Annotated in this window: 21 protein-coding genes; 14 read left to right on the plus strand and 7 right to left on the minus strand. The window is 67.0% G+C overall.

Going from position 1 to position 24,208, the window contains the following annotated elements:
• Positions 1-7: 7 nt before the first annotated feature.
• Both QZ471_RS15410 and glyA read right to left on the minus strand, forming a co-directional pair.
• The gene (locus QZ471_RS15410) at positions 8-1,258 is read right to left on the minus strand and encodes a sarcosine oxidase subunit beta family protein (protein WP_295465281.1); all 1,251 of its coding nucleotides are present in this window, start codon (positions 1,256-1,258) and stop codon (positions 8-10) included.
• Positions 1,259-1,336: 78 nt separating this feature from the next.
• On the minus strand, positions 1,337-2,590 hold the full coding sequence (gene glyA, locus QZ471_RS15415; RefSeq protein ID WP_295465283.1) for a serine hydroxymethyltransferase: 1,254 nt from the start codon (positions 2,588-2,590) through the stop codon (positions 1,337-1,339).
• 212 nt (positions 2,591-2,802) lie between these two features.
• Here glyA and QZ471_RS15420 point away from each other — a divergent pair, with 212 nt between their 5' ends.
• Together QZ471_RS15420 and QZ471_RS15425 are read left to right on the plus strand one after the other, a co-directional pair.
• Complete coding sequence (locus tag QZ471_RS15420; RefSeq protein ID WP_295465285.1) at positions 2,803-4,161, plus strand: PAS domain-containing methyl-accepting chemotaxis protein; 1,359 nt, start codon at positions 2,803-2,805, stop codon at positions 4,159-4,161.
• Positions 4,162-4,246: 85 nt separating this feature from the next.
• The gene (locus tag QZ471_RS15425) at positions 4,247-4,675 is read left to right on the plus strand and encodes a universal stress protein (RefSeq protein WP_295465287.1); all 429 of its coding nucleotides are present in this window, start codon (positions 4,247-4,249) and stop codon (positions 4,673-4,675) included.
• 53 nt (positions 4,676-4,728) lie between these two features.
• Here QZ471_RS15425 and QZ471_RS15430 read toward each other — a convergent pair whose 3' ends face one another.
• Positions 4,729-5,508 (minus strand): exodeoxyribonuclease III, encoded by a 780-nt coding sequence (locus QZ471_RS15430; protein ID WP_059228839.1) that lies wholly within the window; start codon positions 5,506-5,508, stop codon positions 4,729-4,731.
• A gap of 80 nt (positions 5,509-5,588) precedes the next feature.
• Here QZ471_RS15430 and pyrE point away from each other — a divergent pair, with 80 nt between their 5' ends.
• Together pyrE and QZ471_RS15440 are read left to right on the plus strand one after the other, a co-directional pair.
• Complete coding sequence (gene pyrE / locus QZ471_RS15435; protein ID WP_295465290.1) at positions 5,589-6,230, plus strand: orotate phosphoribosyltransferase; 642 nt, start codon at positions 5,589-5,591, stop codon at positions 6,228-6,230.
• A 17-nt stretch (positions 6,231-6,247) separates the two neighbouring features.
• A complete protein-coding gene (locus QZ471_RS15440) occupies positions 6,248-6,832 on the plus strand; it encodes a DUF4124 domain-containing protein (RefSeq protein WP_295465292.1) in 585 nt (194 codons plus the stop codon).
• 42 nt (positions 6,833-6,874) lie between these two features.
• Here the strand turns inward: QZ471_RS15440 and argB are convergent, their stop codons facing one another.
• The 4 genes from argB to coaBC form a co-directional block, all read right to left on the minus strand.
• Positions 6,875-7,780 carry an acetylglutamate kinase gene (gene argB, locus QZ471_RS15445; RefSeq protein ID WP_295465294.1) on the minus strand — a complete coding sequence of 302 codons (906 nt, stop codon included), beginning with the start codon at positions 7,778-7,780 and terminating at the stop codon, positions 6,875-6,877.
• Positions 7,781-7,854: 74 nt separating this feature from the next.
• Positions 7,855-9,249 carry a phosphomannomutase/phosphoglucomutase gene (gene algC / locus QZ471_RS15450; protein ID WP_205894681.1) on the minus strand — a complete coding sequence of 465 codons (1,395 nt, stop codon included), beginning with the start codon at positions 9,247-9,249 and terminating at the stop codon, positions 7,855-7,857.
• A 1,214-nt stretch (positions 9,250-10,463) separates the two neighbouring features.
• The gene (gene dut / locus QZ471_RS15455; RefSeq protein WP_295465296.1) at positions 10,464-10,919 is read right to left on the minus strand and encodes a dUTP diphosphatase; all 456 of its coding nucleotides are present in this window, start codon (positions 10,917-10,919) and stop codon (positions 10,464-10,466) included.
• On the minus strand, positions 10,912-12,135 hold the full coding sequence (gene coaBC / locus QZ471_RS15460; RefSeq protein ID WP_295465298.1) for a bifunctional phosphopantothenoylcysteine decarboxylase/phosphopantothenate--cysteine ligase CoaBC: 1,224 nt from the start codon (positions 12,133-12,135) through the stop codon (positions 10,912-10,914). Before coaBC ends, dut begins: the two co-directional genes overlap by 8 nt.
• A gap of 133 nt (positions 12,136-12,268) precedes the next feature.
• On the opposite strand from coaBC, the gene radC reads away from it, so the two are divergent.
• The 10 genes from radC to QZ471_RS15510 all read left to right on the plus strand — a co-directional run bounded on the left by radC (position 12,269) and on the right by QZ471_RS15510 (position 24,201).
• A complete protein-coding gene (gene radC / locus QZ471_RS15465; protein WP_295465300.1) occupies positions 12,269-12,943 on the plus strand; it encodes a DNA repair protein RadC in 675 nt (224 codons plus the stop codon).
• A 338-nt stretch (positions 12,944-13,281) separates the two neighbouring features.
• Positions 13,282-14,832: a type VI secretion system protein TssA gene (gene tssA / locus QZ471_RS15470; protein WP_295465302.1), complete on the plus strand. Its 1,551-nt coding sequence runs from the start codon at positions 13,282-13,284 to the stop codon at positions 14,830-14,832.
• A 29-nt stretch (positions 14,833-14,861) separates the two neighbouring features.
• Positions 14,862-15,356 (plus strand): type VI secretion system contractile sheath small subunit, encoded by a 495-nt coding sequence (gene tssB / locus QZ471_RS15475; RefSeq protein ID WP_295465304.1) that lies wholly within the window; start codon positions 14,862-14,864, stop codon positions 15,354-15,356.
• Positions 15,357-15,370: 14 nt separating this feature from the next.
• The gene (tssC, locus tag QZ471_RS15480) at positions 15,371-16,849 is read left to right on the plus strand and encodes a type VI secretion system contractile sheath large subunit (RefSeq protein ID WP_295465306.1); all 1,479 of its coding nucleotides are present in this window, start codon (positions 15,371-15,373) and stop codon (positions 16,847-16,849) included.
• 6 nt (positions 16,850-16,855) lie between these two features.
• A complete protein-coding gene (gene tssE / locus QZ471_RS15485) occupies positions 16,856-17,260 on the plus strand; it encodes a type VI secretion system baseplate subunit TssE (RefSeq protein ID WP_295465308.1) in 405 nt (134 codons plus the stop codon).
• A gap of 4 nt (positions 17,261-17,264) precedes the next feature.
• Positions 17,265-19,049 (plus strand): type VI secretion system baseplate subunit TssF, encoded by a 1,785-nt coding sequence (tssF, locus tag QZ471_RS15490; RefSeq protein WP_295465310.1) that lies wholly within the window; start codon positions 17,265-17,267, stop codon positions 19,047-19,049.
• On the plus strand, positions 19,013-20,023 hold the full coding sequence (gene tssG, locus QZ471_RS15495) for a type VI secretion system baseplate subunit TssG (RefSeq protein WP_295465312.1): 1,011 nt from the start codon (positions 19,013-19,015) through the stop codon (positions 20,021-20,023). Before tssF ends, tssG begins: the two co-directional genes overlap by 37 nt.
• A gap of 15 nt (positions 20,024-20,038) precedes the next feature.
• The gene (gene tssH / locus QZ471_RS15500; RefSeq protein WP_295465314.1) at positions 20,039-22,567 is read left to right on the plus strand and encodes a type VI secretion system ATPase TssH; all 2,529 of its coding nucleotides are present in this window, start codon (positions 20,039-20,041) and stop codon (positions 22,565-22,567) included.
• On the plus strand, positions 22,564-24,060 hold the full coding sequence (locus tag QZ471_RS15505; protein WP_295465316.1) for a sigma 54-interacting transcriptional regulator: 1,497 nt from the start codon (positions 22,564-22,566) through the stop codon (positions 24,058-24,060). Before tssH ends, QZ471_RS15505 begins: the two co-directional genes overlap by 4 nt.
• Before the next feature lie 12 nt (positions 24,061-24,072).
• Positions 24,073-24,201 (plus strand): hypothetical protein, encoded by a 129-nt coding sequence (locus QZ471_RS15510; RefSeq protein WP_295465318.1) that lies wholly within the window; start codon positions 24,073-24,075, stop codon positions 24,199-24,201.
• Positions 24,202-24,208 lie beyond the last annotated feature (7 nt).

Genomic DNA, 24,208 nt, shown 5'->3' on the forward strand with positions numbered 1-24,208 from the left:
GTGCTCCTTAGTGCGCGACGGCCGCTGCGCCGTGTTCGTCGATCAGCGCGCCGGTGTGGAAACGGTCGATGGAGAAGGGCTTGGCCAGCGGGTGCATCTCGCCGGACGCCAGGGATGCCGCGAAGACGTTGCCCGAGCCAGGGGTGGCCTTGAAGCCGCCGGTACCCCAACCGCAGTTGAAGAACAGGTTTTCCACCGGGGTCTTGGAAATGATCGGGCAGGCGTCGGGCGAGGTGTCGACGATGCCGCCCCATTGGCGGTTCATGCGCACCCGCGAGAGGATCGGGAACATCTCGACGATGGCCTGCAGGGTGTGCTCGATCACCGGGTAGGAGCCGCGCTGGCCGTAGCCGACCCAGCTGTCGATACCGGCGCCGATCACCAGGTCGCCCTTGTCGGACTGGCTGATGTAGCCGTGCACGGCGTTGGACATGATGACGCTGTCGATGATGGGTTTGATCGGCTCGGAGACCAGCGCTTGCAGCGGGTGGGATTCCAGCGGCAGGCGGAAACCGGCCAGCTTGGCCATGTGCCCGGAGTTGCCGGCGGTGACCACGCCGACGCGGCGGGCGCCGATGAAGCCACGGTTGGTTTCCACACCGATCACCTTGCCGTCCTGCTTGCGGAAGCCGGTGACTTCGGTCTGCTGGATCAGATCCACGCCCAGGGCGTCAGCGGCGCGGGCGAAGCCCCAGGCCACGGCGTCGTGACGGGCCACGCCACCGCGGCGCTGCACGGTGGCGCCGAGGATCGGGTAGCGGGTGTTCTTGCTGCAATCCAGGTAGGGGATCTCTTCGGCCACCTGGCGGGTGTCGAGCAATTCGCCGTCCACGCCGTTCAAGCGGTTGGCGCTGACCCGGCGCTCGGAATCGCGCATGTCCTGCAGGGTGTGACAGAGGTTGTAGACGCCGCGCTGGGAGAACATGACGTTGTAGTTGAGGTCCTGGGACAGGCCTTCCCACAGCTTCATGGCGTGTTCGTAGAGGTGCGCGGACTCGTCCCACAGGTAGTTGGAACGGACGATGGTGGTGTTACGAGCGGTGTTGCCGCCACCCAACCAGCCCTTCTCGATCACCGCGACGTTCTTCACGCCGAATTGCTTGGCCAGGTAGTAGGCGGTGGCCAGGCCATGACCGCCACCACCGACGATGACGACATCGTAGACCGGCTTGGGCGTCGGGGTACGCCACATCCGCTGCCAGTTCTCGTGATGGCTCAGGGAGTGCTTGAAGAGGCCGAAGCCGGAATAGCGTTGCATCTGGAGACTCCTGCAGACGACTACCCTTTCCCGCTACCGGGAAAAGGGTTGGATAGGGGGTGCGCCGGATCGGAGCGGTTAGCGATACACCGGATAGTCACGGCACAGGTCGGCCACCTGACGCGCCACCTGGGCTTCCACGTCGGCATCGCCGAGATGGTCGAGGATGTCGCAGATCCAGCCGGCCACCCGCTCGCTCTCGCTCACGCCGAGGCCGCGGGTGGTCAGGGCCGGGGTACCGATGCGCAGACCCGAGGTCACGAAGGGCGACTGGGGATCATTGGGTACGGCGTTCTTGTTCACGGTGATGCAGGCGCGGCCCAAGGCGGCGTCCGCGTCCTTGCCGGTGATGCCCTGCTTGATCAGGCTGACCAGGAACAGGTGGTTGTCGGTGCCGCCGGAGACCACGTCGAAGCCACGGGCCTTGAACACCCCGGCCATGGCCTGGGCGTTCTTGATCACCTGCTGCTGGTAGGTCTTGAACTCGGGTTCCAGGGCTTCCTTGAAGCACACGGCCTTGCCGGCGATGACGTGCATCAGCGGGCCGCCCTGGGCGCCCGGGAAGACGGCAGCGTTGAGCTTCTTCTCGATGTCGGCGTTGGCCTTGCACAGGATCAGGCCGCCACGGGGACCGCGCAGCGTCTTGTGGGTGGTGGTGGTCACCACGTCGGCGAAGGGCACCGGATTCGGGTAGACACCGGCGGCGACCAGACCGGCCACGTGGGCCATGTCGACGAACAGCAGGGCACCCACGCTGTCGGCGATGTCGCGGAAGCGCTGGAAATCCAGGGTCTTGGAATAGGCGGAGAAGCCCGCCACGATCATCTTGGGCTTGTGCTCCCGGGCCAGGCTCTCGACTTCGTCGTAGTCGATCAGGCCGGTGTCGGTGTTCAGGCCGTACTGCACGGCGTTGTACAGCTTGCCGGAGGAGCTGACCTTGGCGCCGTGGGTCAGGTGACCGCCATGGGCCAGGCTCATGCCCAGTATGGTGTCGCCGGGCTGCAGCAGCGCCAGGTACACGGCCGAGTTGGCCTGGGAGCCGGAGTGCGGTTGGACGTTGGCGTAGTCGGCGCCGAACAGTTGCTTGGCGCGGTCGATGGCCAGTTGCTCGACCTTGTCGACGTACTCGCAACCACCGTAGTAGCGCTTGCCCGGATAGCCCTCGGCGTACTTGTTGGTCAGCACGCTGCCCTGGGCTTCCATGACCCGTTGGCTGGTGTAGTTCTCGGAGGCGATCAGCTCCAGGTGATGTTCCTGGCGCCGCGCTTCCTCGCCCATGGCGGCGAACAACGCGTCATCGTAGCCCTGGATTCGGTCCTGCTTACTGAACATCGCGGCGCTCCTAAAGTTGTATGGCGGTGAAGACCACCCCCTTAGCCGCGATGTTAGGCCCGGGAACTTCCCCCAAGATGCCTGTTTACGCCCCGGGCCGGCGCGTTTGCGACAGCCGCTGGGCGCTCCATTTCTACCACTCTTCAGCGCGCATAAAGTCTGCCAAATCCAAGTCGATAAGGCGTCTATACCCCTGCCGACTGAGGCCTATCATGTTCAACGCACACTACAAGAAGACTATTGCCCAGTTACAGGGGGAGCTGGCCGCGAGCCGTGGCCTGATCCAGGCCGTGGAGCGCTCCATGGCCGTGATCGAATTCGATCTCACCGGCAAGATCCTGAGCGCCAACGACACCTTCTTGCGGCTGACCGGCTACCGTGCCGAAGCCCTGATCGGCCAGCATCACCGCAGCCTCTGCCCGCCCGCCGTGGCACAGGGCCGCGACTACAGCGAGTTCTGGGCGCGCCTGGGGCGTGGCGATTTCGTTTCCGGCACCTTCCAACGCCTGGATGCCCAGGGCCGGACGCTCTGGCTCGAGGCGAGCTACACCCCGGTGCCCGATGCCAGCGGCCGCCCGGTCAAGGTGGTGAAGTACGCCCTGGACGTCACCCGCCAGGTCGAGCGCGACCACGATGCTCAGAGCAGGCTCAAGGCGCTGGATCGCGCTCTGGCCTGCATCGAGTTCGATCTCGACGGCCGCATCCTCACCGCCAACGACAACTTCCTCGCCACCCTCGGCTACAGCCTAGGCGAGATCCAGGGCCAGCATCATCGACTGTTCTGCGAGCCCACCCTGGTCAACAGCAGCGAATACGCCGACTTCTGGCGGCGACTGAATGCCGGCGAATTCTTTCGCGGCCAGTTCAAGCGCCTGGGCAAGCACGGCCGGGTGGTCTGGCTGGAGGCGAGCTACAACCCGGTGTACGACGCGACCGGACGCCTGTGTAAGGTGGTCAAGTACGCCAGCGACATCAGCGAGCGGGTGGAGAAGCACGAAAGCGACGGGCGTAGCGCCTCACGGGCCTATCACATCTCCGCCGAGACCGAGAAAGTCGCCGAGCACGGCACCCAGATCATCCAGGCCGCCACCAGCGAGATGCGCGAGATCGCCCAGAACGTCAGCGCCTCGGCCAAGGTGATCGGCCAGCTCGGCGAGCGTTCCGAACAGATCACCGCCATCGTCAACACCATCCGCGGCATCGCCGACCAGACCAACCTGCTGGCGCTCAACGCTGCCATCGAGGCCGCTCGCGCCGGCGATCAGGGCCGTGGCTTCGCCGTGGTGGCCGACGAGGTGCGCCAGCTCGCGGGGCGCACCAGCGGTGCCACCGCGGAAATCGCCGAGATGATCGGCAAGATCCTGGGTGAAACCCAGCAGGCCGTCGCCAGCATGGAAAGCACCCAGGAGCGCGTCGCCAAGGGCGTCGAACTGGCCGACCAGGCCGGCGCAGTGATCGTGCAGATCCGCGATGGCGCCAGTGACGCCGTGGAAGCGGTCAGCATGTTCGCCACCAAACTCGATGAATCCGAGGTGATGCCCAAGGCCGCGCGCAACTGGGTGGGCCATTGAGCTGCGGCCGGCGCTTGACCTGAATCAAGCGCCCCTGGCGTCCCGGGTCTAGCATGAAGGCATATTCCTTTCGCGGAGAAGCCCCATGCACAACGTCCTGGTCGCCTACGATGGTTCTCCCAGCGCCGACAACGCCCTGCGCTATGTCCTCGACCTGGTGAAGGCAGGTTTGTCGCTGGAACTGCACCTACTCAACGTGCAGAACGAGCCGGAGATCTACGGCGCGCCCTTCGATGACCGCATCCTGCGCGAGTGGCGTGGCAGCCTGCAGGACAAGGCCGAGGACATTCTGGCCAGGGCGCGCCCGGCCTTGCTGGAAGTCGGCATCGAGGCCAAGACCCACGTCGGCTTCGGCGGCATCGCCGAGACCATCGGCGAGATGGCCCGGCAACTCCAGGTGGACACCGTGGTGATGGGTACCCGCGGCCTGGGCTCGCTGAGCGGACTACTGCTCGGCTCGGTGGCCCATCGCGTGGTGCATCAGGTGCCGCTCCCGGTGATCCTGGTGAAATAGCCGCCCAACAAAAAACCAGCCCGCGGGCTGGTTTTTGCGTTTCAGGACCCGGCTCAGATGCTCAGGGTCCAGTCGTAGTCGACGATCAACGGCGCGTGCTGAGAGAAGCGCGGTTGCCGCGGCAGGCGCGCGGAACGCACGAAGCGGCGCAGTCCCGGGGTGAGGATGTTGTAGTCGAAACGCCAGCCCAGGTTCAGGTGCTCGGCCTGGTCGCTGTCCGGCCACCAGCTGAACTGGTCGCCTTCCCGGCTGACTTCGCGCAGGGCATCGACGTAACCCATGTTGCCGATCACCTCGTCCATCCAGGCCCGCTCCGGGGCGAGGAAGCCGGGGATCTGCTGGCAGTCGCGCCAGTTCTTCACGTCCTGCTTCTGGTGCGCCACGTACAACGAGCCACAATAGATGTACTCGCGACGCTTGCGCCGCTGCTTGTTCAGGTAGTGGGTGAAGTCGTCCATGAACTTGAACTTCATGTTCAGGTCTTCGTCGCCGCGCTTGCCCGAGGGCAGCAGCAGGGTGGCGATGCTGACCTTGTCGAAGTCCGCCTGCAGATAGCGACCGAAGCGATCGCAGGACTCGAAGCCCAGACCGCTGATCACCGCTTTCGGCTGGACCCGCGTGTAAAGCGCGACCCCGCCCTGGGACGGCACTTCGGCGTCGCAGGCATAAAGGATGTAGCCGTCCAGCGCATAGGCCGGATCGTCCATGTCGTAGGAAGAGGCGCGGGTATCCTGCAGGCAGATCACGTCGGCATTCTGCGCCTTCAACCAGGGCAACAGGCCCCGCTCGACGGCGTCCTGAATACCATTGACGTTCAAGCTGATGATCCGCATAAATGGCCCCCAAAAAATCGTGGATGTATGATACCCGAGCTAAACCGGTTTAGCTAAATACAAGCCGCGCAAGGACTTATATGCAGGCGTATCAGCGTAATTTCATTCGTTTCGCCATCGAGCGCGGAGTTCTGCGTTTTGGCGAATTCACCCTGAAATCGGGTCGTATCAGCCCCTATTTCTTCAATGCCGGCCTGTTCCACAGCGGCTCGGCCCTGGCTGAGCTCGGTCGCTGCTACGCGGATGCGCTGGTCGCGGCCAAGCTGCCGTTCGACGTCCTCTTCGGTCCGGCCTACAAGGGCATCCCCCTGGCGGCCGCCACGGCGGTGGCCCTGGCCGAGCACCACGGGCAGGACACGCCCTGGTGCTTCAACCGCAAGGAGGCCAAGGACCACGGCGAAGGCGGTCTGCTGGTGGGCGCCCCGCTGACCGGCCGGGCGCTGATCATCGACGACGTCATCACCGCCGGCACCGCCATCCGCGAGGTCATGCAGATCATCCAGGCCCAGGGTGCCAGCGCGGCCGGGGTGCTCATCGCCCTCAACCGCCAGGAACGTGGTCGCGGCGAGCTGTCGGCCATCCAGGAAGTCGAGCGTGACTACGGCATCCCGGTGCTGAGCATCGTCGCCCTGGATCAGGTACTGGAGTACCTGACCGAAGATGCCGAGCTCAAGCGTCATCTGCCCGCGGTACAGGACTACCGCGCCCAATACGGGATCTAGACCCAGGAGAGACGGTCATGGTCGTACGTCGCGCTGCCGCCAGCCTCGTGCTGCTCGTCCTCCCGCTGGTCAGCCAGGGTGCCGAGTTGTATCGCTACGTGGACCGCAACGGGACCCTGGTCATCGACCGTCAGGGCGTGCCCCCGGAATATGCCGGCAAGGGCTACGACGTGCTCAACGAGCAGGGCCGGGTGATCCGCAAGGTGGCGCCGGCACTGCCCGCGGAAGAGCTCGAGCGCCGCGAGCGGGCAAGGCAGCAGGCGCTGGCCGACGAGCAGTTGCGCAAGCTCTACAGCAGCGTCGAGGACGTCGACCGGGCCAAGGCCCGCAAGCTCTCCGAACTGGAAGGCCTGATGCAGATCAAGAAGGCTAACCTGGAATCGGCCCGGCAGGTGCAGACGCAACTGATGGAACAGGCAGCGGTACTGCAGCGCAATGGCCAGACCCTCCCCGCCGACATCCAGGCGCGGCTGGATGCGGCAGCGGCCGATCAGGTACGGCTGCAGGCCGACCTGGACCGCTACGAGACCATCAGGCGCAAGACCACCGCGGCCTTCGACAGCGATCGCGCGCGGATGCAGGAGCTGGAAGGACAGCCATGAGGCAGGCCCCGGCGACGGCTCGACCGCCGCCGGGGTGACCGCTCAACCGCGCTTGCGGTTGGTGATCAGGGTACCGACGCCAACATCGGTGAAGATTTCCAGCAGCACTGCATTGGGCACCCGGCCATCGATGATGTGGGCGCTCTGTACGCCGCCCTGCACCGCTTCCAGCGCGCAACGGATCTTCGGCAGCATGCCGCCGTAGATGGTGCCGTCGGCAATCAGACCATTGACCTGCTCGGTGGATAGCCCGGTGAGCACCTGGCCCTGCTTGTCCATCAGGCCGGCGATGTTGGTCAGCAGCATCAGCTTCTCGGCCTTGAGCGCCTCGGCCACCTTGCCCGCCACCAGGTCGGCGTTGATGTTGTAGGACTCGCCGTCCGGACCCACGCCGATGGGCGCGATGACCGGGATGAAGTCGCCGCGCACCAGCATGTTGATCAGGTCGGTGTTGACCCCGGTGACCTCGCCGACGTGGCCGATATCGATGATCTCAGGCTTGGTCATTTCCGGCGTCTGCCGGCTGACCTTGAGCTTGGTGGCGCGGATCAGGCCCGCGTCCTTGCCGGTCAGGCCGATAGCCTTGCCGCCATGGCGGTTGATCAGATTGACGATGTCCTTGTTGACCTGACCGCCGAGCACCATCTCCACCACATCCATGGTCTGGGCGTCGGTGACGCGCATGCCATCGATGAAGTGGCTCTCGATGGACAGCCGCTTGAGCAGGTCGCCGATCTGCGGACCGCCGCCGTGCACCACCACCGGGTTGATGCCCACCGCCTTCATCAGCACGATGTCACGGGCGAAACCGGCCTTGAGCTCGTCGCTCTCCATGGCGTTGCCGCCGTACTTGATCACCAGCGTCTTGCCGACGAACCGGCGGATATAGGGCAGCGCCTCGGACAGCACCTCGGCGACGTGCGAGGCATCCTCGCGGCTCAGGGTCATGGCTCACCTCTCAAGGTCGACTAAGAAAAGACAAAGGGCGCCTAAGCGCCCTCTGTACTACCGCTGACGCAGGGTCAGAACGGCAGGTTCAGATCCGGTTGCACCGCCAGCAACTGCTTGCGGAACACCGTCTTGATGCGCTCCAGCTCTTCGAGGGTTTCCGCCTCGAAACGCAGTACCAGCACCGGCGTGGTGTTGGACGCCCGCACCAGGCCCCAGCCGTTCTGGTAGTCGACGCGGACGCCGTCCAGGGTGGTGATCTGGGCATCGCCCCACTGGGCGTCGCGCTGCAGGGTCTCGATGATGCCGAACTTGTTCTCTTCGGTCACCTGGATATTGATCTCCGGGGTGGAGATGTCTACCGGGAAGGTATCGAACACCTGTTGAGCGCTGCCCTTCTCCTGGCTGAGGATCTCCAGCAGGCGCACGGCGCTGTAGATGCCGTCGTCGAAACCGAACCAGCGCTCCTTGAAGAACACGTGGCCGCTCATCTCGCCGGCCAGTAGGGCGCCGGTTTCCTTCATCTTCTTCTTGATCAGCGAATGGCCGGTCTTCCACATGATGGGACGACCGCCGTAGCCGGCGATGAGGTTGTTCAGGCGGCGGGTGCATTTGACGTCGAAGATGATGTCGGCGCCCGGATTACGGGAGACCACGTCCTTGGCGAACAGCATCAGCAGTTGGTCGGGATAGATGATCTTGCCTTCGTTGGTCACCACGCCGACACGGTCGCCGTCGCCGTCGAAGGCCAGGCCCAGGTCGGCCCCGGTTTCCTTGACCTTGGCGATGAGGTCTTCCAGGTTCTCGGGTTTGCCCGGGTCCGGATGGTGGTTGGGGAAGTTGCCGTCCACCTCGCAGAACAGCGGGATGACCTCACAGCCCAGGGATTCGATCAGCTGGGGCGCGTTGACCGCGGCCACGCCGTTGCCGGCGTCCACTACCACCTTGAGCTTCTTGGCCAGCACCACGTCGTTGCGGATGTAGTCGGCGTAGCTCTTGAGCACGTCGACCTGCTTGATCTGGCCCTGGCCGCTGGCCACGTCGCCGGTTTCGATGCGCTGGCGCAGGCGCTGGATGGACTCGTTGGCCAAGGTCTCGCCGGCGATGACGATCTTGAAGCCGTTGTAGTCCGGCGGGTTGTGGCTGCCGGTCAGCATGACGCCGGACTTACCTTCGAGCACGTTGGCCGCGTAGTAGAGCACCGGGGTCGGCACCATGCCGACGTCACTGACATTGGCGCCGCTGTCGGCCACGCCCTTGATCAGTTGGGCGACCAGCTCGGGGCCGGACAGGCGGCCATCACGGCCGACGGCCACGTTGGGCTCGCCACGCGCCAGGCTCTCCGAGCCGATGGCGCGCCCGATCCAGTAGGCGGCTTCGGCGGTCAGGGAGTCACCCACCACGCCACGGATGTCGTAGGCGCGGAAGATGCTGGCGTTGAGTTGGGGGGCTTGCGGGGTAGTGCTCATCGGGGGTTTCTCCAATCCCAGGAGATCCTGGTCTTCGTCGAGGATACTGATGTCGAGGATGTCGGTGGTCTGGAACAGCGGCTCGCTCTGGGGTGAGCGGCCTCTGTCGGCAAACTCCGCCAGGGTCTTGGCCACGGCCGCAGTCGGCGCCGTGGCATAGAGGTCCGGCGACGATCCGGTCGAAGGATTCACCGACCGGGCCGTCGCCCTGGCCAGGGGTTCCATTACCGCCAGGCGCAAGGCCGGGCTTTTGGCTGCCGGATTGGTTTCAAGTTCCTCGCTGTAGGCGACCAGACTGCGGACGTCGTCACGGAGCCGTCGTGACAGCTCCCGGGAAAACAGCCAAAAGCCCGCCAGCAGGCCGAACAGGGCGAGCAGTAGCGCAACCAGCGGGGCCAGCAGGGGCGTGTCCGCCGCGGCGCTGGCAGCAGGCGCCAGCTCCAGCGTCCAAAGGGTGCTGCCGGTGGGCAGGCGACGGGCCAGGGCCGCGTCACCGGGGCTGCCGCCCTGGCTCAGGACCTGGACCTGGCCCCCGGGAAACTGCTGCAGCAGGCGCCACTGGCCAATCTCCGCGGGCGGCACCGCCCAGCCCTGGAGCACCGTCGAGAGCTCCTCCACCAGCACGGCGCTCCCCAGCAGTTGATCGCCCCGGCGGATCGGCTGGGCGCTGTAGACCAGCCAGCGATCACCCAGGCGATAGGCTTCCGGGGGCGTACGCTGGCCGCTCTCCACGCGCTTGAGCAGATCGAGGGCGGCGTAGTTGAGGGGACCGGGACGGTCGTCTTCGATCTGGCGCATGCCAGCGGGCACCACCAGTACATCGACCACCCCGAGGCGCTCGCGCAGTTGCCTTTCCGCCGCCTGACGGGCCGTGGGGTCGTCGCCCTGCAGGGCCTGCAGCACCAGCGCATCGCCAGCGACACCCTGCAATCGACGGGTCAGGCCGACCAGCAACTGGTTGAGGGACGCGGCCTGGCTCTGCAAGGCGCGTTCGGCCTGCTGCTCCTGGGTGCGCGCGCCCTGCGGCTCCAGCACCAGGAACCAGAGCAGCGCCGCAGCCAGTAGCCAACCGGCGAGCGCCAGCAGCAGACCGCCACCCAGGCCGGGCAAGGGCGCGCTCTTCAGCGTGTTCTTGCGTTCTTCCTTGCCGTTGTTGCGCCTAGCCATGCCGTTCCTCTCCTTTATGTCACGGCGCGCCCTGAATGCCTCTGGCGTCAGCGGGTACCGGAATGGCCGAAGCCGCCGGCACCGCGCTCGGTCTCGGTGAAGCTCTCGACGATATCGAAGTGCGCCTGTACCACAGGGACGAGCATCAGCTGGGCGATACGCTCGCCAACGCTGACGGTGAAGCTACTCTGCCCACGATTCCAGCAGGACACCATCAGTTCGCCCTGGTAATCCGAATCGATCAGGCCGACCAGGTTGCCCAGCACGATGCCGTGCTTATGACCCAGGCCCGAGCGCGGCAGGATCAGCGCCGCCAGTCCGGGATCGGCCACGTGGATGGCGAGACCGGTGGGAATCAGCGTGGTCTGCCCCGGCTCCAGTACCAGGTCCTCTTGCAGCATGGCGCGCAGGTCAAGACCGGCGGAACCGGGGGTGGCGTAGGACGGCAGCGGAAAATCGCGCCCCAGGCGCGGGTCGAGGATCTTGGCTTGAAGGCTATGCATGGGTCTGAGCGGTGTCTTTCAGGTGGGTGGAAATCAGCGCGATGAGCTGGCGGGCGATCTTGCCCTTGCTGGTCTGCTCGAAGCGGATCTCGTGCAAACCACGGTCGATCACGGTGACCGCGTTGTCTTCGCTGTTGAAGCCGATGGCTGGGTTGGCCACGTCGTTGGCGACGATGAGATCGAGGTTCTTGTCGCGCAACTTGCGCTGGGCGTACTCCAGCAAATTCTGGGTCTCAGCGGCGAAGCCGACGCTGAAGGGACGATCCGGGCGCCCCGCCAGGGTGGCGAGGATGTCGGGATTGCGCACCAGCTCCAGCAGCAGACCGTCGCCGCGGGTGGGGTCCTTCTTCAGCTTGTGCGGGGCGATCACCTCGGGGCGATAGTCCGCCACCGCCGCCGAGGCGATGAGCACGTCGCAGGGCATCAGCGCCTCGCAGGCCGCCAGCATGTCGCGGGCGCTGACCACGTCGATGCGCTCGACACGGTCAGGGGTGGCGAGATGCACCGGGCCACTCACCAGACTGACGCGTGCGCCCGCCTCCGCTGCCGCTTCCGCCAGGGCGAAGCCCATGCGGCCGGAGCTGTGGTTGGTGATGTAGCGCACCGGGTCGATATTTTCCTGGGTCGGCCCGGCGGTGATGACCACATGGCGGCCGGTCAGGTCCAAGCGCTGGAAGCAATCGGCGGCGAGCTGGGCCAGGTCGGTGGCCTCCAGCATCCGGCCCGGGCCGACGTCGCCACAGGCCTGGCTGCCGCTGGCCGGGCCGAACAGCTTGATGCCGCGGCTGCGCAGCAGCTCGGCATTGGCCTGGGTGGCCGGATCGCGCCACATGGCCTGGTTCATGGCGGGCGCCAGGGCGACTCGGGCATCGGTGGCCAGCACCAGGGTAGTGAGGAGGTCGTCCGCCACGCCCTGGGCCAGGCGCGCCATCACATCCGCAGTAGCCGGGGCGACCAGCACCAGATCGGCCCAGCGGGCCAGCTCGATATGGCCCATGGCCGCTTCGGCGGCCGGGTCCAGCAGGTCGAGGTGCACGGGTAGCCCGGACAGGGCCTGAAGGGTCAACGGCGTGATGAATTCGCGCCCGCCGCGGGTCAGCACCACCCGCACCTCGGCGCCCTGGTCCTTGAGTCGGCGCACCAGCTCGGCGCTCTTGTAAGCGGCGATGCCACCTCCGACGCCCAGCACGATGCGTTTACGATGGAGCCGCTGCATACAGTCTTCCGCTTCGAAACCGTCTAGAACGGGCTTCGCCGACGCTCTAAGCTGGCGCAAACCCGCGAATCATCCGGTTAAGATAGCACAGCGCCTGCAGGACGCAGGCGCCAGCCCACACAAGGAGCGTCCCATGAGCATCAAGCACTGGCCGGCCCAGGAGCGGCCGCGAGAGAAACTGCTGGAACGGGGCGCCCAGGCCCTCACCGACGCCGAGCTACTGGCGATCTTCCTGCGCACGGGCGTGGCCGGGCGCAGCGCCGTGGATCTCGCCCGTCAGCTGCTCGGCGAATTCGGCAGCCTGAGGGCGCTGCTGGAGGCGGATCTGGCGTCCTTCAGCGCCCACCTCGGCTTGGGGCCGGCCAAGTACAGCCAGTTGCAGGCGGTCCTGGAAATGGGCCGTCGCCACCTGGCCGAGGGCCTCAGGCGCGACTCGGCACTGGAAAGCCCGCAGCAGGTCCGCGATTACCTCAAGGCGCGCCTGCGCCACGAGCCCCATGAAATCTTCGGCTGCCTGTTCCTCGACACCCGCCACCGGGTGCTGGCCTTCGAAGCCCTGTTCCACGGCACCATCGACGGCGCCAGCGTCTATCCGCGGCAAGTCGTCAAGCGCGCCCTCACCCACAATGCCGCGGCCGTCATCCTGACCCACAATCATCCTTCCGGCGTCGCCGAACCCAGCCAAGCCGATCGCCTGCTCACCGGTCGATTGAAGGACGCGCTGGCGCTGGTGGATGTACGGGTGCTGGATCATTTCATCGTGGGAGATGGAGAGCCGCTGTCGATGGCGGAATATGGCTGGCTCTAGCGTTGGTTTCTTCAATGTAAGGCGCCTATATAGGCGCCATATTTTTCTCGTCAAAATTATCACACCCGAACAACTGACCATGACGGTCACTTTTCCAGGCTTAATTAGGACAAATTTTGTCACCTCATTTAATACTCTGATTTTTTAGTTATCACCCTTAGCAAAAAATCAGCTATCGATCACATTTCTCACGCTACCCAAGCCCAGCCAACGGCTTTAGGATGCGCCTCACAGCGTGGATGCGCCATTAACTGCCCAGCGCTGAGCGAAAACTGTTACAGCAATTTCTCGCGCCGCGAAGTTCAAGGACTAGAACTTTACGCCCTGTGAGGTCATGGATGACTTTATTGCCCCCGCTCGCCTCCAGCTATATAACTATCGCTGAGCAGGCTATTAAAGAAGACAACTTTGCCGGTGAAGATTGCCGGTATAGCCCGGAATTCGAACGCCTTGAGCAGGCCTGCCACAACAACCAGGTGCTGCATCGCGACGTCATTCCCGACTGGGCCGATATCGCCGCGCAGGCCACGCTCTTTCTGCGTGAGCAATCCAAGGATCTGCGGGTCGCCGCCTGGCTGACCTGGGCGCTGCAGCGGACTCACGGCTGGCCGGGTCTAGGGGCAGGTTTGACGCTGCTCGAACGCCTGATCGAGGCGCACTGGGATGTCCTGCATCCCCGCAAGGAGCGCACCCGTGCCGCGGCCTGCAGCTGGCTCTGCGGACGGCTGGACGGCCTCTTCGACAGCACCACCCTGAACACCCTGGACCTGTCCTGGCTACAGACCTTCAGCGCCCAACTGGCCAGACTGGAAAGCCTGCTGCAACCGCGCCTGGGTGACGCCACACCCCTGCTGCTACCCCTGGTCCGCCGCCTGGACGAACAGCAACGGCGCCAGGCCCAACCGAGCGCGGCGACCCCGTCCACGAACACAGCCAGCGCGGCCGCCGCCGCGGTGGCCAGCACCGCCCAGCCACTGCCCCAGGGCCCGCTGGAGTCGGACAGGGACGCCCATCGCCTGCTGCGTCAGCTGCAGGAGGGCGCTCGCAGCCTGAGCGCCTGGTGGCTGCGCCAGCGCGCCGGCGATCCACGGGCCCTGCGGCTGAATCGCACCCTGCTGTGGAGCGGCATCGACAGCCTGCCCGCCCACGACACCCAGGGCGTCACCGGCTTGCGGGGCCTGCCGGCCGATCGCCTGAAGTTCTTCCAGGAACTCCAGGCCGCCGGGGACACGGCAACCCTGCTCGGCGAACTGGAGATCAGCCTGGCCCGCGCGCCCTTCTGGCTGGACGGTCAGCGCCTGGCCTGGGAATGCCTGCAGACCCTCGGCGCCGAGGCAGCCTCCCGCGAGATCGAATGGCCGCTGGTCCTGCTGCTGGAGCGCCTGCCCGGACTCGAAGCCCTGGCCTTCCATGACGGCCAACCCTTCGCCGATGCCCAGACCCGCCTTTGGCTGGCCAGCCTGGCGACCCGGAGCGCTCCGCAGGCCGCCGTCGCCACCGAAGGTGATACCCCAGAGGAAGACTGGCGCGCGGCCCTGGCCGAGGCGCTCACGGAACTGCGCGGCAGCGGGCTCAAGAGCGCCGTGCGTCTCCTGCAGGCCGGTCGCCTCGGCGCTCAGGGCGAACGCCAGCGCCTGCTCTGGGACCTGGCCAGCGCCCAGTTGCTGATCCACGCCCGCCAGTTCGAGCTGGCCCACTACCAGCTCGCCGAGCTGGACGCCGAACACGGCGCCCTGCTGGCGCACTGGGAGCCGCAGCTGGCGCTGGAAATCTTGCAGGCGCGGCGCCAGTGCCTGGAAGCCCTGCCCGTCACCGCCGACAGCCGGGCGCAGCTGCAACAGCTGCGCCCAAGACTCTGCCGTCTCGACCTCGAAGCGGCACTCGACTGAGGCTCGCCCTCACCCATCAGGAGAAAGACATGGCCAAAGAAGGCTCGGTTGCGCTGAAAGAACGCATCAACGTCACGGTAAGACCCGCCACCGGCGGTGCCGAGGAAGAACTGGAACTGCCCCTCAAGCTCATGGTGCTGGGCGATTTCACCCAGCGCGCCGACGACCGCAAGCTCGAAGACCGCAAACCCGTGGCCATCGACAAGGACAACTTCGACGAGGTGATGGCCAAGCAGCAGTTGGGCCTGACCCTGGCAGTGCCCAACCGCCTGCAGGAAGGCAGCGAAGACGACCTCGCCATGCAACTCGACATCAAGGCCATCGCGGACTTCAGTCCTGCGCGGCTGGTGCAGCAGGTACCCGAACTCAAGCAGCTGATGGACCTGCGCGACGCCCTGGTGGCGCTCAAGGGCCCGCTCGGCAACGCCCCGGCCTTCCGCAAGGCCATCGAGCAGGTGCTCGCCGATCCGGTCGCTCGCGAGCAGGTGCTCGGCGAACTCGGCCTGCCCCAACAAGACGTCTGACCAGGAAGCCCATCATGACCGATACCCTGCTCCAGCATCGCCCAGCGGAGGTCGCCGACGACAGCGGCATCCTCGACCGCATCATCGCCGAGACCCGCCTGGCGCCCCAGGACGAAGGCTATGGCGCGGCCAGGCGTGGCGTCTCCGCCTTCATCGAGGAACTGCTCAAGCCGCACAACGCCCAGCAGCCGGTGAAGAAGGCACTGGTCGACCGCATGATCGCCGAGATCGACGAGAAGCTCAGCCGCCAGGTGGACGAGATCCTGCACCACCCGGAATTCCAGTCGCTGGAAGCGGCCTGGCGCGGCCTACGGCTGCTGGTGGAGCGCACCGATTTCCGCGAGAACAACAAGATCGAGCTGCTCAACGTCTCCAAGCAGGACCTGCTGGAAGACTTCGAGGACGCGCCGGAGATCGTCCAGTCCGGGCTCTGCAAGCACGTCTACACCGCCGAGTTCGGTCAGTTCGGCGGCGAGCCGGTCGGCGCCATCATCGCCAACTACGACTTCGACCCCACCGCGCCGGACATCCGCACCCTGCAGCAGGTGGCGGCGGTCTCGGCCATGGCCCACGCCCCCTTCATCGCCGCCGCCGGGCCGCGCTTCTTCGGCCTGGAGAGCTTCACCGGCCTGCCTGATCTCAAGGACCTCAAGGATCACTTCGACGGCCCGCAGTTCGCCAAGTGGCAGAGCTTCCGTGAACAGGAAGACGCCCGGTACGTCGGCCTGACCCTGCCGCGCTTCCTGCTGCGCACCCCCTACGATCCGGAAGAGAATCCGGTGAAGACCTTCGCCTATCGCGAGAACGTCAGCCAGAGCCATGGTCACTACCTCTGGGGCAACACCGCCTACGCCTTCGCCACCCGCCTGACCCACAGCTTCGCCAAGTATCGCTGGTGCCCAAACATCGTCGGCCCGCAGAGCGGCGGCGCGGTGGAGGACCTGCCGCTGCATCATTTCGAGAGCATGGGCGAGATCGAGACCAAGATCCCCACCGAGGTGCTGATCTCCGATCGCCGCGAATACGAACTGGCCGACGCCGGCTTCATCGCCCTGACCATGCGCAAGGGCAGCGACAACGCGGCCTTCTTCTCCGCCTGCTCGACGCAGAAGCCCAAGTTCTTCGGCACCAGCGAGGAGGGGCGCGCCGCCGAGCTGAACTATCGGCTGGGCACCCAACTGCCCTACCTGTTCATCGTCAGCCGCCTGGCGCACTACCTCAAGGTGCTGCAGCGCGAGCAACTGGGCGGCACCAAGGAGCGCACCGACCTCGAACTGGAACTCAACAAGTGGATCCGCCAGTTCGTCGCCGACCAGGAGAACCCCAGCGCCGAGGTGCGCGGCCGCCGGCCATTGCGCGCCGCCAGCATCCGCGTCAGCGACGTGGAGGGCAATCCGGGCTGGTTCCGCGTCGGCCTCAGCGTGCGCCCGCACTTCAAGTACCAGGGCGCCGATTTCACCCTCTCGCTGGTCGGCAAGCTGGACAAGGAGTAACGGGCCATGAGCCACGGCAGTCTGTTCGAACGCCTAGCCGGCACCCGCAGCGCGCGTACCCCGGGTTCGCCCTTCGAGGCCCTGAGCGCCTCGGTAGCGGCGCACCTGGCGAAGATGCTCAGCACCCGCGCCGGCAGCGTGCCGATCCAGGCCGACTACGGACTGCCCGATCTCAACGACCTGCGCCTGTCGCTGCACGATTCGCTGCAACGGGCGCGGCTGGCCATCGAACACTTCGTTGCCACCTACGAGCCGCGCCTGTCGGGGGTGAAGGTGCTGCCGCTGCCGCGGGAAGGCACCACCCTGGCCTTCGCCCTGGAAGGCCAGCTCGAACTCGACGGCCAGCGGCGCCCCATCCGTTTCACCGCGAGCCTGGATGGCAGCGGTCAGGTCAAGGTCAGCCAGGGATAGGTCCATGTCCTTCAATCACTACTACCAGAGCGAGCTGGCGGAATTGCGCCAGTTGGGCGCGCGCTTCGCCGAGCGCAACCCCGCCCTCGCCCCCTTCCTCGGCCAGGGTGGCCAGGATCCGGACGTCGAGCGGTTGCTGGAGGGCTTCGCCTTCCTCACCGGCCGCTTGCGGCAGAAACTCGACGACGAATTGCCGGAGCTGACCCATTCACTGCTCAACCTGTTGTGGCCGCACTACCTGCGGCCGCTGCCGAGTTGCGCCATCCTCGAATTCGATCCTTTGCCCGCGCCGGGCGCAGCACTCGAGGTTCCACGTGGAACGGAGGTGGAGTCACGCCCGCTGGACGAGGTGAGCTGTCGCTTCCGCACCTGTTTCACCGCCCAAGTCCAGCCGTTGCAGGTGGACGAGGTGAGCTTCGCCGCCCAGGGCGACGGCGCCCGCCTGACCCTGCGCCTGGGGCTCACCGGCAGCGGTACCCTGGCCGCGTTGGAGCTGCACCAGTTGCCTCTGCACCTGGCAGGCGACCGCGCCCTTAGCCAGGATCTCTACCTGGCGCTGCTGCACAACCTGGCTGGCCTGAGTCTCGTCCCGCTGAACGCCCAGGGCGAGCCGCTGACCGATGCCCAGGATCGCGAGCGCGTCCTGCCACTGGCCGCCGATCAGGTCCAGCCGCTCGGCTTCGGCGAGGACGAGGCGCTGCTGCCCTATCCGCCCAATGCTTTCCGCGGCTATCGACACCTGCAGGAATACTTCGCCTTTCCGGAGAAATTCCTCTTCGTCACGGTGCAGGGGCTGACGGTCTTGCAGGCCCTGCCCGAGGAGGTGCGCCGCCAGGCCCGCGGCCTGGAGCTGCGCTTCGAGATCCGCCGCATCGCCCGTCAACCGCGCCTGCCCAGCCGCGACAACCTGCGGCTGCACTGTGTGCCGGTGGTCAACCTGTTCCGCCACGACGCCCTGCCGATTCGCCTGGACGGCAAGCGCGACGAATACCCACTGTTCCCCGCCGGCCAGGGCCGCGAGCACCTGGGGGTGTTCGCTGTGGAACGGGTGACCGGCTGGCAACCCGGCGGGCTCGGCCATCGCGACTACCTGCCCTTCGAGTCCTTCGCCCATGACCTGAGCTTCGGCGGCCAGAGCGGCCGGCCGCACTACAGTGTGCGCCAGCGCACCGCCCTGCTGCATGGCGGCATCGACACCTACCTGGCCTTCGGCGATCCGGGCAACGACCAGGACACCCTGTCCATCGAGCTGACCTGCACCAACCAGAACCTGCCGCAGCGCCTGCGCGCCGGCGATCTCTGCCGGCCCACCGAGAACACCCCGGGCGGCCTGGCCTTCCGCAACCTGGCCGCGCCCACCGCCAGCCATGCGCCGGTGCTCTCCGGTGATCGCCTGTGGCAGCTGGTTTCCAACCTGTCGCTCAACTACCTGTCGCTCACCGACGTCGACGCCCTGCGCACGGTGCTGGCCAGCTACGACCTGCCGCGCCAGCACGACCGCCAGGCCGAACGGGTCAGCCGCCAGCGCCTGGCCGCGTTGCAGGCCATCAGCCATCGCCCGGTGGACCGCCTCTATCGCGGCCTGCCGATCCGCGGCATCGCCACCCAGTTGGTCATGGATGCCAGCGGCTTTCGCAGCGAGGGCGAGCTGTATCTGTTCGCCAGCGTGCTCAACGAGTTCTTCGCGCTCTACGCCAGCCTGAACTCTTTCCATCAACTCAGCGTTCGCAGCCTGCAGGGAGAGGTGTACCTATGGACACCGCGCATGGGTCAGCAGCCGCTGATCTGAACCGCTCGGCGCTGTGCCGGGAGATTCGCGAATATTCGCTGTTCCAGGGCATCCAGCAGGTGCTCGGGCAGTTGCAGCGCCTGGAGCCGGGGCTGGCCGAGGAGGCCCTCTACGAGCGCCTGGAATTCCAGGCCAACCCGAGTCTGGCCTTCCCCGGCAGCGACATCGAGCGGCTGGAATTCGTCGAAGAGGCCGATGGCCTGCGCGCCCGCCTGCAACTCAACCTGGGCGCCCTGATGGGCAGCGGCTCGCCGCTGCCGGCCTTCTACAGCGAGCAGGCCCTGGGCGATGGCGAGCAGCATCGCACCACCCGCGACTTTCTCGACCTCTTCAACCATCGCCTGCATCGGCTGCTGCTGCCGATCTGGCGCAAGTATCGCTATCACGCCCGCTTTCGCGAGGGCGCCCGCGATGCGCTGTCGGCCCGGCTGTTCAGCCTCATCGGCCTGGGCGACAGCAGCCTGCGCCAGGCCCCCGAGCTGAACTGGAAGCGCCTGCTGCCCTACCTGGGCCTGCTCAGCCTCAAGGTGCATTCGGCAGCGCTGATCGAGGCCGTGCTGCGCTATTACTTCGCACAGCCCGCCCTGCGCCTGGAGCAGTGCCTGGAGCGCTGCGTCGCCATTCCCGCCGAGCAACGCTCGCGCCTGGGCCAGGGCACCGCCCAGCTCGGCCAGACGGCGGTGCTGGGCGTGCAGGTGCGGGATCGCGGCGGCAAGTTCCGGCTGCACCTACTGGAGCTGGACTGGGCTGCATTCCACACCTTCCTGCCGGCGGGTACCCAGCAGGCGGCCCTGCGCGCCCTGCTGCGTTTCACCCTGCGCGACCAGCTGGACTACGACCTACGCCTGCACCTGCGCCGGGATGAATTGCGGGAATGGCGCCTCGGCGCTGACAGCCCCTGCCGCCTGGGCTGGACCACCTGGCTCGGCCTCACCTATGCCAATGGCCAGGTCACCCTGGCCTGCCACCGTTAATCAAGGACGATCGACATGCTCACCCTGGACCTGAATCACCTCATCGACAGCCTGGCCGCCACCACGCGCCAGGACCTGGAACAGGCCGCCCAGCGCTGTGTGCGTCGTGGCGGCCGGCAGATCCTCATCGAGGACCTGCTGGCCGTGCTGCTGGACACCCCCGATGGCCTGCTCGGCCTCGCCCTGAGCGCCGCCGAGGTCGACCCCCAGGCCTTCGCCGCCACCCTGCAGCCACGCCTAGGGGATGGCGAGGGCGGCGACCCGGTGTTCAGCCCGGAGTTGCTGCTGTGGCTGCAGGACGCCGTGCTGCTGGCGCGTCTGGAGTTGCAACAGCCGGCGACGGACAGCGCCGCCCTGCTACTGGCACTGCTGCGCCATCCCGAGCGCCTCCTGGGCACTCGCTACGGGCGCCTGCTGGAGCGGGTGGATGCTGCCCAGTTGCTGGCGTTCGTCCAGGCGCAACAACCGGCCGCGCCGAGCGCCACCGGCGATTCGCCACTGAGCCGCTTCACCCATGACCTCAGCGCCCAGGCCCGCGCCGGGCGCCTGGACCCGGTACTGGGCCGCGATGTCGAGATCCGTCAGCTGGTGGACATCCTCTCCCGGCGGCGCAAGAACAATCCCCTGGTGGTGGGCGAAGCCGGGGTTGGCAAGACCGCCCTGGTCGAAGGCCTGGCGCTGCGCATCGCCGCGGGCGAGGTCCCCGACAGCCTGCGCCGGGTGACGATACGCACCCTCGACCTCGGCCTGCTGCAGGCCGGCGCCAGCGTCAAGGGCGAGTTCGAGCGTCGCCTGCAGGGGGTGATCGATGCCGTGCGCCAGGCGCCGGACCCCATCGTCCTGTTCATCGACGAAGCCCACACCCTGATCGGTGCCGGCGGGCCGGCAGGGGGTTCCGATGCCGCCAACCTGCTCAAGCCGGCGCTGGCGCGCGGCGAGCTGCGCACCCTCGCCGCCACTACCTGGGGCGAATACAAGAAGTACTTCGAAAAGGACCCGGCACTGGCCCGCCGTTTCCAGCCGGTGAAGCTGGACGAATTCGACGTCGCCACCGCCATCGCCGTGCTGCGCGGCCTGGCGCCGACCTACGCCGCGAGCCATGGCGTCTACCTGCGCGACGATGCCGTGGTGGCCGCCGCGGAACTGGCCGCACGCTACCTCAGCGGACGCCAACTGCCCGACAAGGCGGTGGACGTGCTCGACACCTGCTGCGCCCGCGTCCGTATCAGCCTGGCCAGTCCGCCGGCGGCGCTGGAGCGGCTGCGCGAGCGCCTGGCCGCCAACGAGCGCGCTCTGGCCGCCGCTCAATGCGATGCCGGCCACGGCCTGCCAGTCGAGGTGGCCACCCTGCACGAGCTGACCGCCAGACTGGCCAGTGATCGCCAGGCCGCCAGCGCCCTGCAGGAGGCCTGGGACCAGCAGCGTGCCCTGGCCACCCGCATCCTCGAGCTGCGCGCCGCCGAGGGTGGCGAGGAACTGGCCGCCACCCAGGCCGAACTGGCGCGGCTGCAAGAGCAGGGTAAGCGCCTGGTCCATTTGGAGGTCTGCCCGCAGCTAGTCGCCGAGGTGATCGGCGCCTGGACCGGCATCCCGGCGAACCAGCTCGCTCGCCGTCACGACGAACGCATCGCCCGTTTCGCCAGCGACTTGCGCGCACGCCTGCGCGGCCAGGAGCAGGCGGTGGTGGCCCTGGATCGCGCCCTGCGCGCCGCCGCCGTGGGCCTCAATGCTCCCGAGGCGCCGGTCGGGGTCTTCCTGCTGGTCGGCCCCAGCGGCGTCGGCAAGACCGAAACCGCTCTGGCCCTGGCCGAGTTGCTCTATGGCGGCGAACGCTTCCTCACCACCCTCAACCTGTCGGAATTCGCCGAGAAGCACAGCGTCTCCCGATTGATCGGCGCCCCGCCCGGCTATGTCGGCTATGGCGAGGGCGGTCTGCTCACCGAGGCGGTCCGCCGCCAGCCCTATTCGGTGGTACTGCTGGACGAGGTGGAAAAGGCCGATCCGGAGGTGCTCAACCTCTTCTACCAGATCTTCGACCGCGGCCAGGCCACCGACAGCGAAGGTCGCCAGGTGGACTTCCGCAACGTGCTCTTCCTGCTCACCTCCAACCTGGCCAGTGGCGAGATCCAGCGCCTCTGCGCCGATGGCCGCCCGGACGTGGCCAGCCTCACGGAGGCGATCCGTCCCACCCTCAGCCGGCACTTCAAGCCGGCGCTGCTGGCGCGACTACGCGTGGTGCCCTACTACCCGCTGGATGCCGCACTGCTGCGCGAGCTGATCGTGCTCAAGCTCGACCGCCTCGGCGCCCGGCTGGCCGCTCGCCGAGTCGCCTTCAGCTATGCCCCGGCGCTGCTGGACGAATTGGCAGCACGCGGCCTGGACGCCGACAGCGGCGCCCGCCGGATCGATCTGCTGCTGGAGCAGCGGGTATCGCCGCTGCTCACCGATCAGTTGCTCGACGCCCTGGCCCGGGGCCAGACGCCCCGCCGGTTGCATCTCGCCTGCAACGACCAAGGCGACTTCCACTGCGAGGTGACGGCATGACCCTGTCCAGCGCTCCAGAGGCGGTCCTGCCGCTGTTCATCGAACTCGGCCAGCACGACGATCCTGCCCGGCTCGCCCTCGGTCTAGTCGAGGGTATCCAGCGCCTGGCCCGGCTCGACCTGGTGCAGTACTACCGCCTGGACGCCACCCATACCCAGCTGGTGCGCCTGGCCCAGAGCCTGGACGGCGTCACCGACCTGCCTGGCGACAGCCTACCGCTGGAGCAGGAAAGCCTGCTGCACTATTGCCTCTCGCAGCATCGCAGCCTGCACCTGCGCGAGCTGGACCCGCTGCTGCACAGCACTGCCTTCCTGCCCGGCGACGGCTGGCGCAGCCTCGGCTGCCTGCCCCTGACCGGACCGGGTGGCGGCGTCGAAGGTCTGCTGGTGCAGGCCAGCCGTACCCGCCGCGAGCTGGAGGCCAATGCCGAGGTGCTGGCCCCGCTCGGCCGCTTCGCTCTGGCGCAGAGCCAGTTGCTGGAGCGCGCCCAGGCCCAGCCGCTGGGCGCCGCCGTACAGACCCCGGCCGCGCCGGCCCCGGGCGACGGCTTCGGCATGATCGGCAACGGTGACGCCATGCGCCAGGTACACCGGCTGATCGGCAAGGTGCTGCACACCCCCATCACCGTGTTGCTGACCGGCGAGACCGGCACCGGCAAGGAACTGGTGGCCCGCGCCATCCACGAGCGTGGCTCGCGGCGTACCCAGGCCTTCGTGGTACAGAACTGCGCGGCGCTGCCCGAGCACCTGCTGGAAAGCGAACTCTTCGGCTATCGCAAGGGCGCCTTCACCGGTGCCGAGCGTGATCGCGCCGGCCTGTTCGACGCGGCCAACGGCGGCACCCTGTTCCTCGACGAGATCGGCGACATGCCGCTGACCCTGCAGGCCAAGCTGCTGCGGGTGCTGCAGGAAGGCGAGGTGCGCCCCCTGGGCAGCGCCGAAACCCACAGGGTCGACGTGCGCATCGTCGCGGCCACCCACCGCAACCTGCTGCGCCTGGTGGAACAGGGCACCTTCCGCGAAGACCTCTACTACCGCCTCACCCACTTCCCCATCCAGCTGCCGCCCCTGCGCGAGCGCGGCGAGGACCTGCCGCTGCTGGCCCGCCACTTCGCCGACCAGGCCTGCGCCTGCCTGCAGCGGTCGCGCTGCCGCTGGTCCAGCGCTGCCCTGGATCTGCTCGCCGGCTATGCCTTTCCCGGCAACGTCCGCGAACTCAAGGGCCTGGTGGAACGCGCCGTGCTGCTCTGCGAGGGCAACGAACTGCTGCCCGAGCACTTCGCCATCCGCCCCACCACCCTCGCCGCCAGCTCCAGTGGCCTGACCCTGCGCGAACGCCTGGACCAACTCGAACGCGGCCTGCTGGTGGACTGCCTGCGCAAGAACCGCGGCAACCAGACCCAGGCCGCCCAGGAGCTGGGCTTGCCCCGCCGCACCCTGCTCTATCGCCTGCAGCGACTGAGCATCCGCAGCGCCGATCTGCAACTTTCCTGAAGAGGAGTCGCCATGACCTCGTCACTTCGCCCCCTGCTGCTGCTGAGCCTGCTGACCCTGACGGCCTGCCACGCCGCGCCCAAGGACCTGCAGGACTATCGCCCCCTGGGCGAGCCCCAGACACCCCATCGCCTCACCTAGGACAGGA

The organism is uncultured Pseudomonas sp. (genome assembly GCF_913774235.1).
In the GTDB taxonomy this organism is placed as follows: domain Bacteria; phylum Pseudomonadota; class Gammaproteobacteria; order Pseudomonadales; family Pseudomonadaceae; genus Chryseomonas.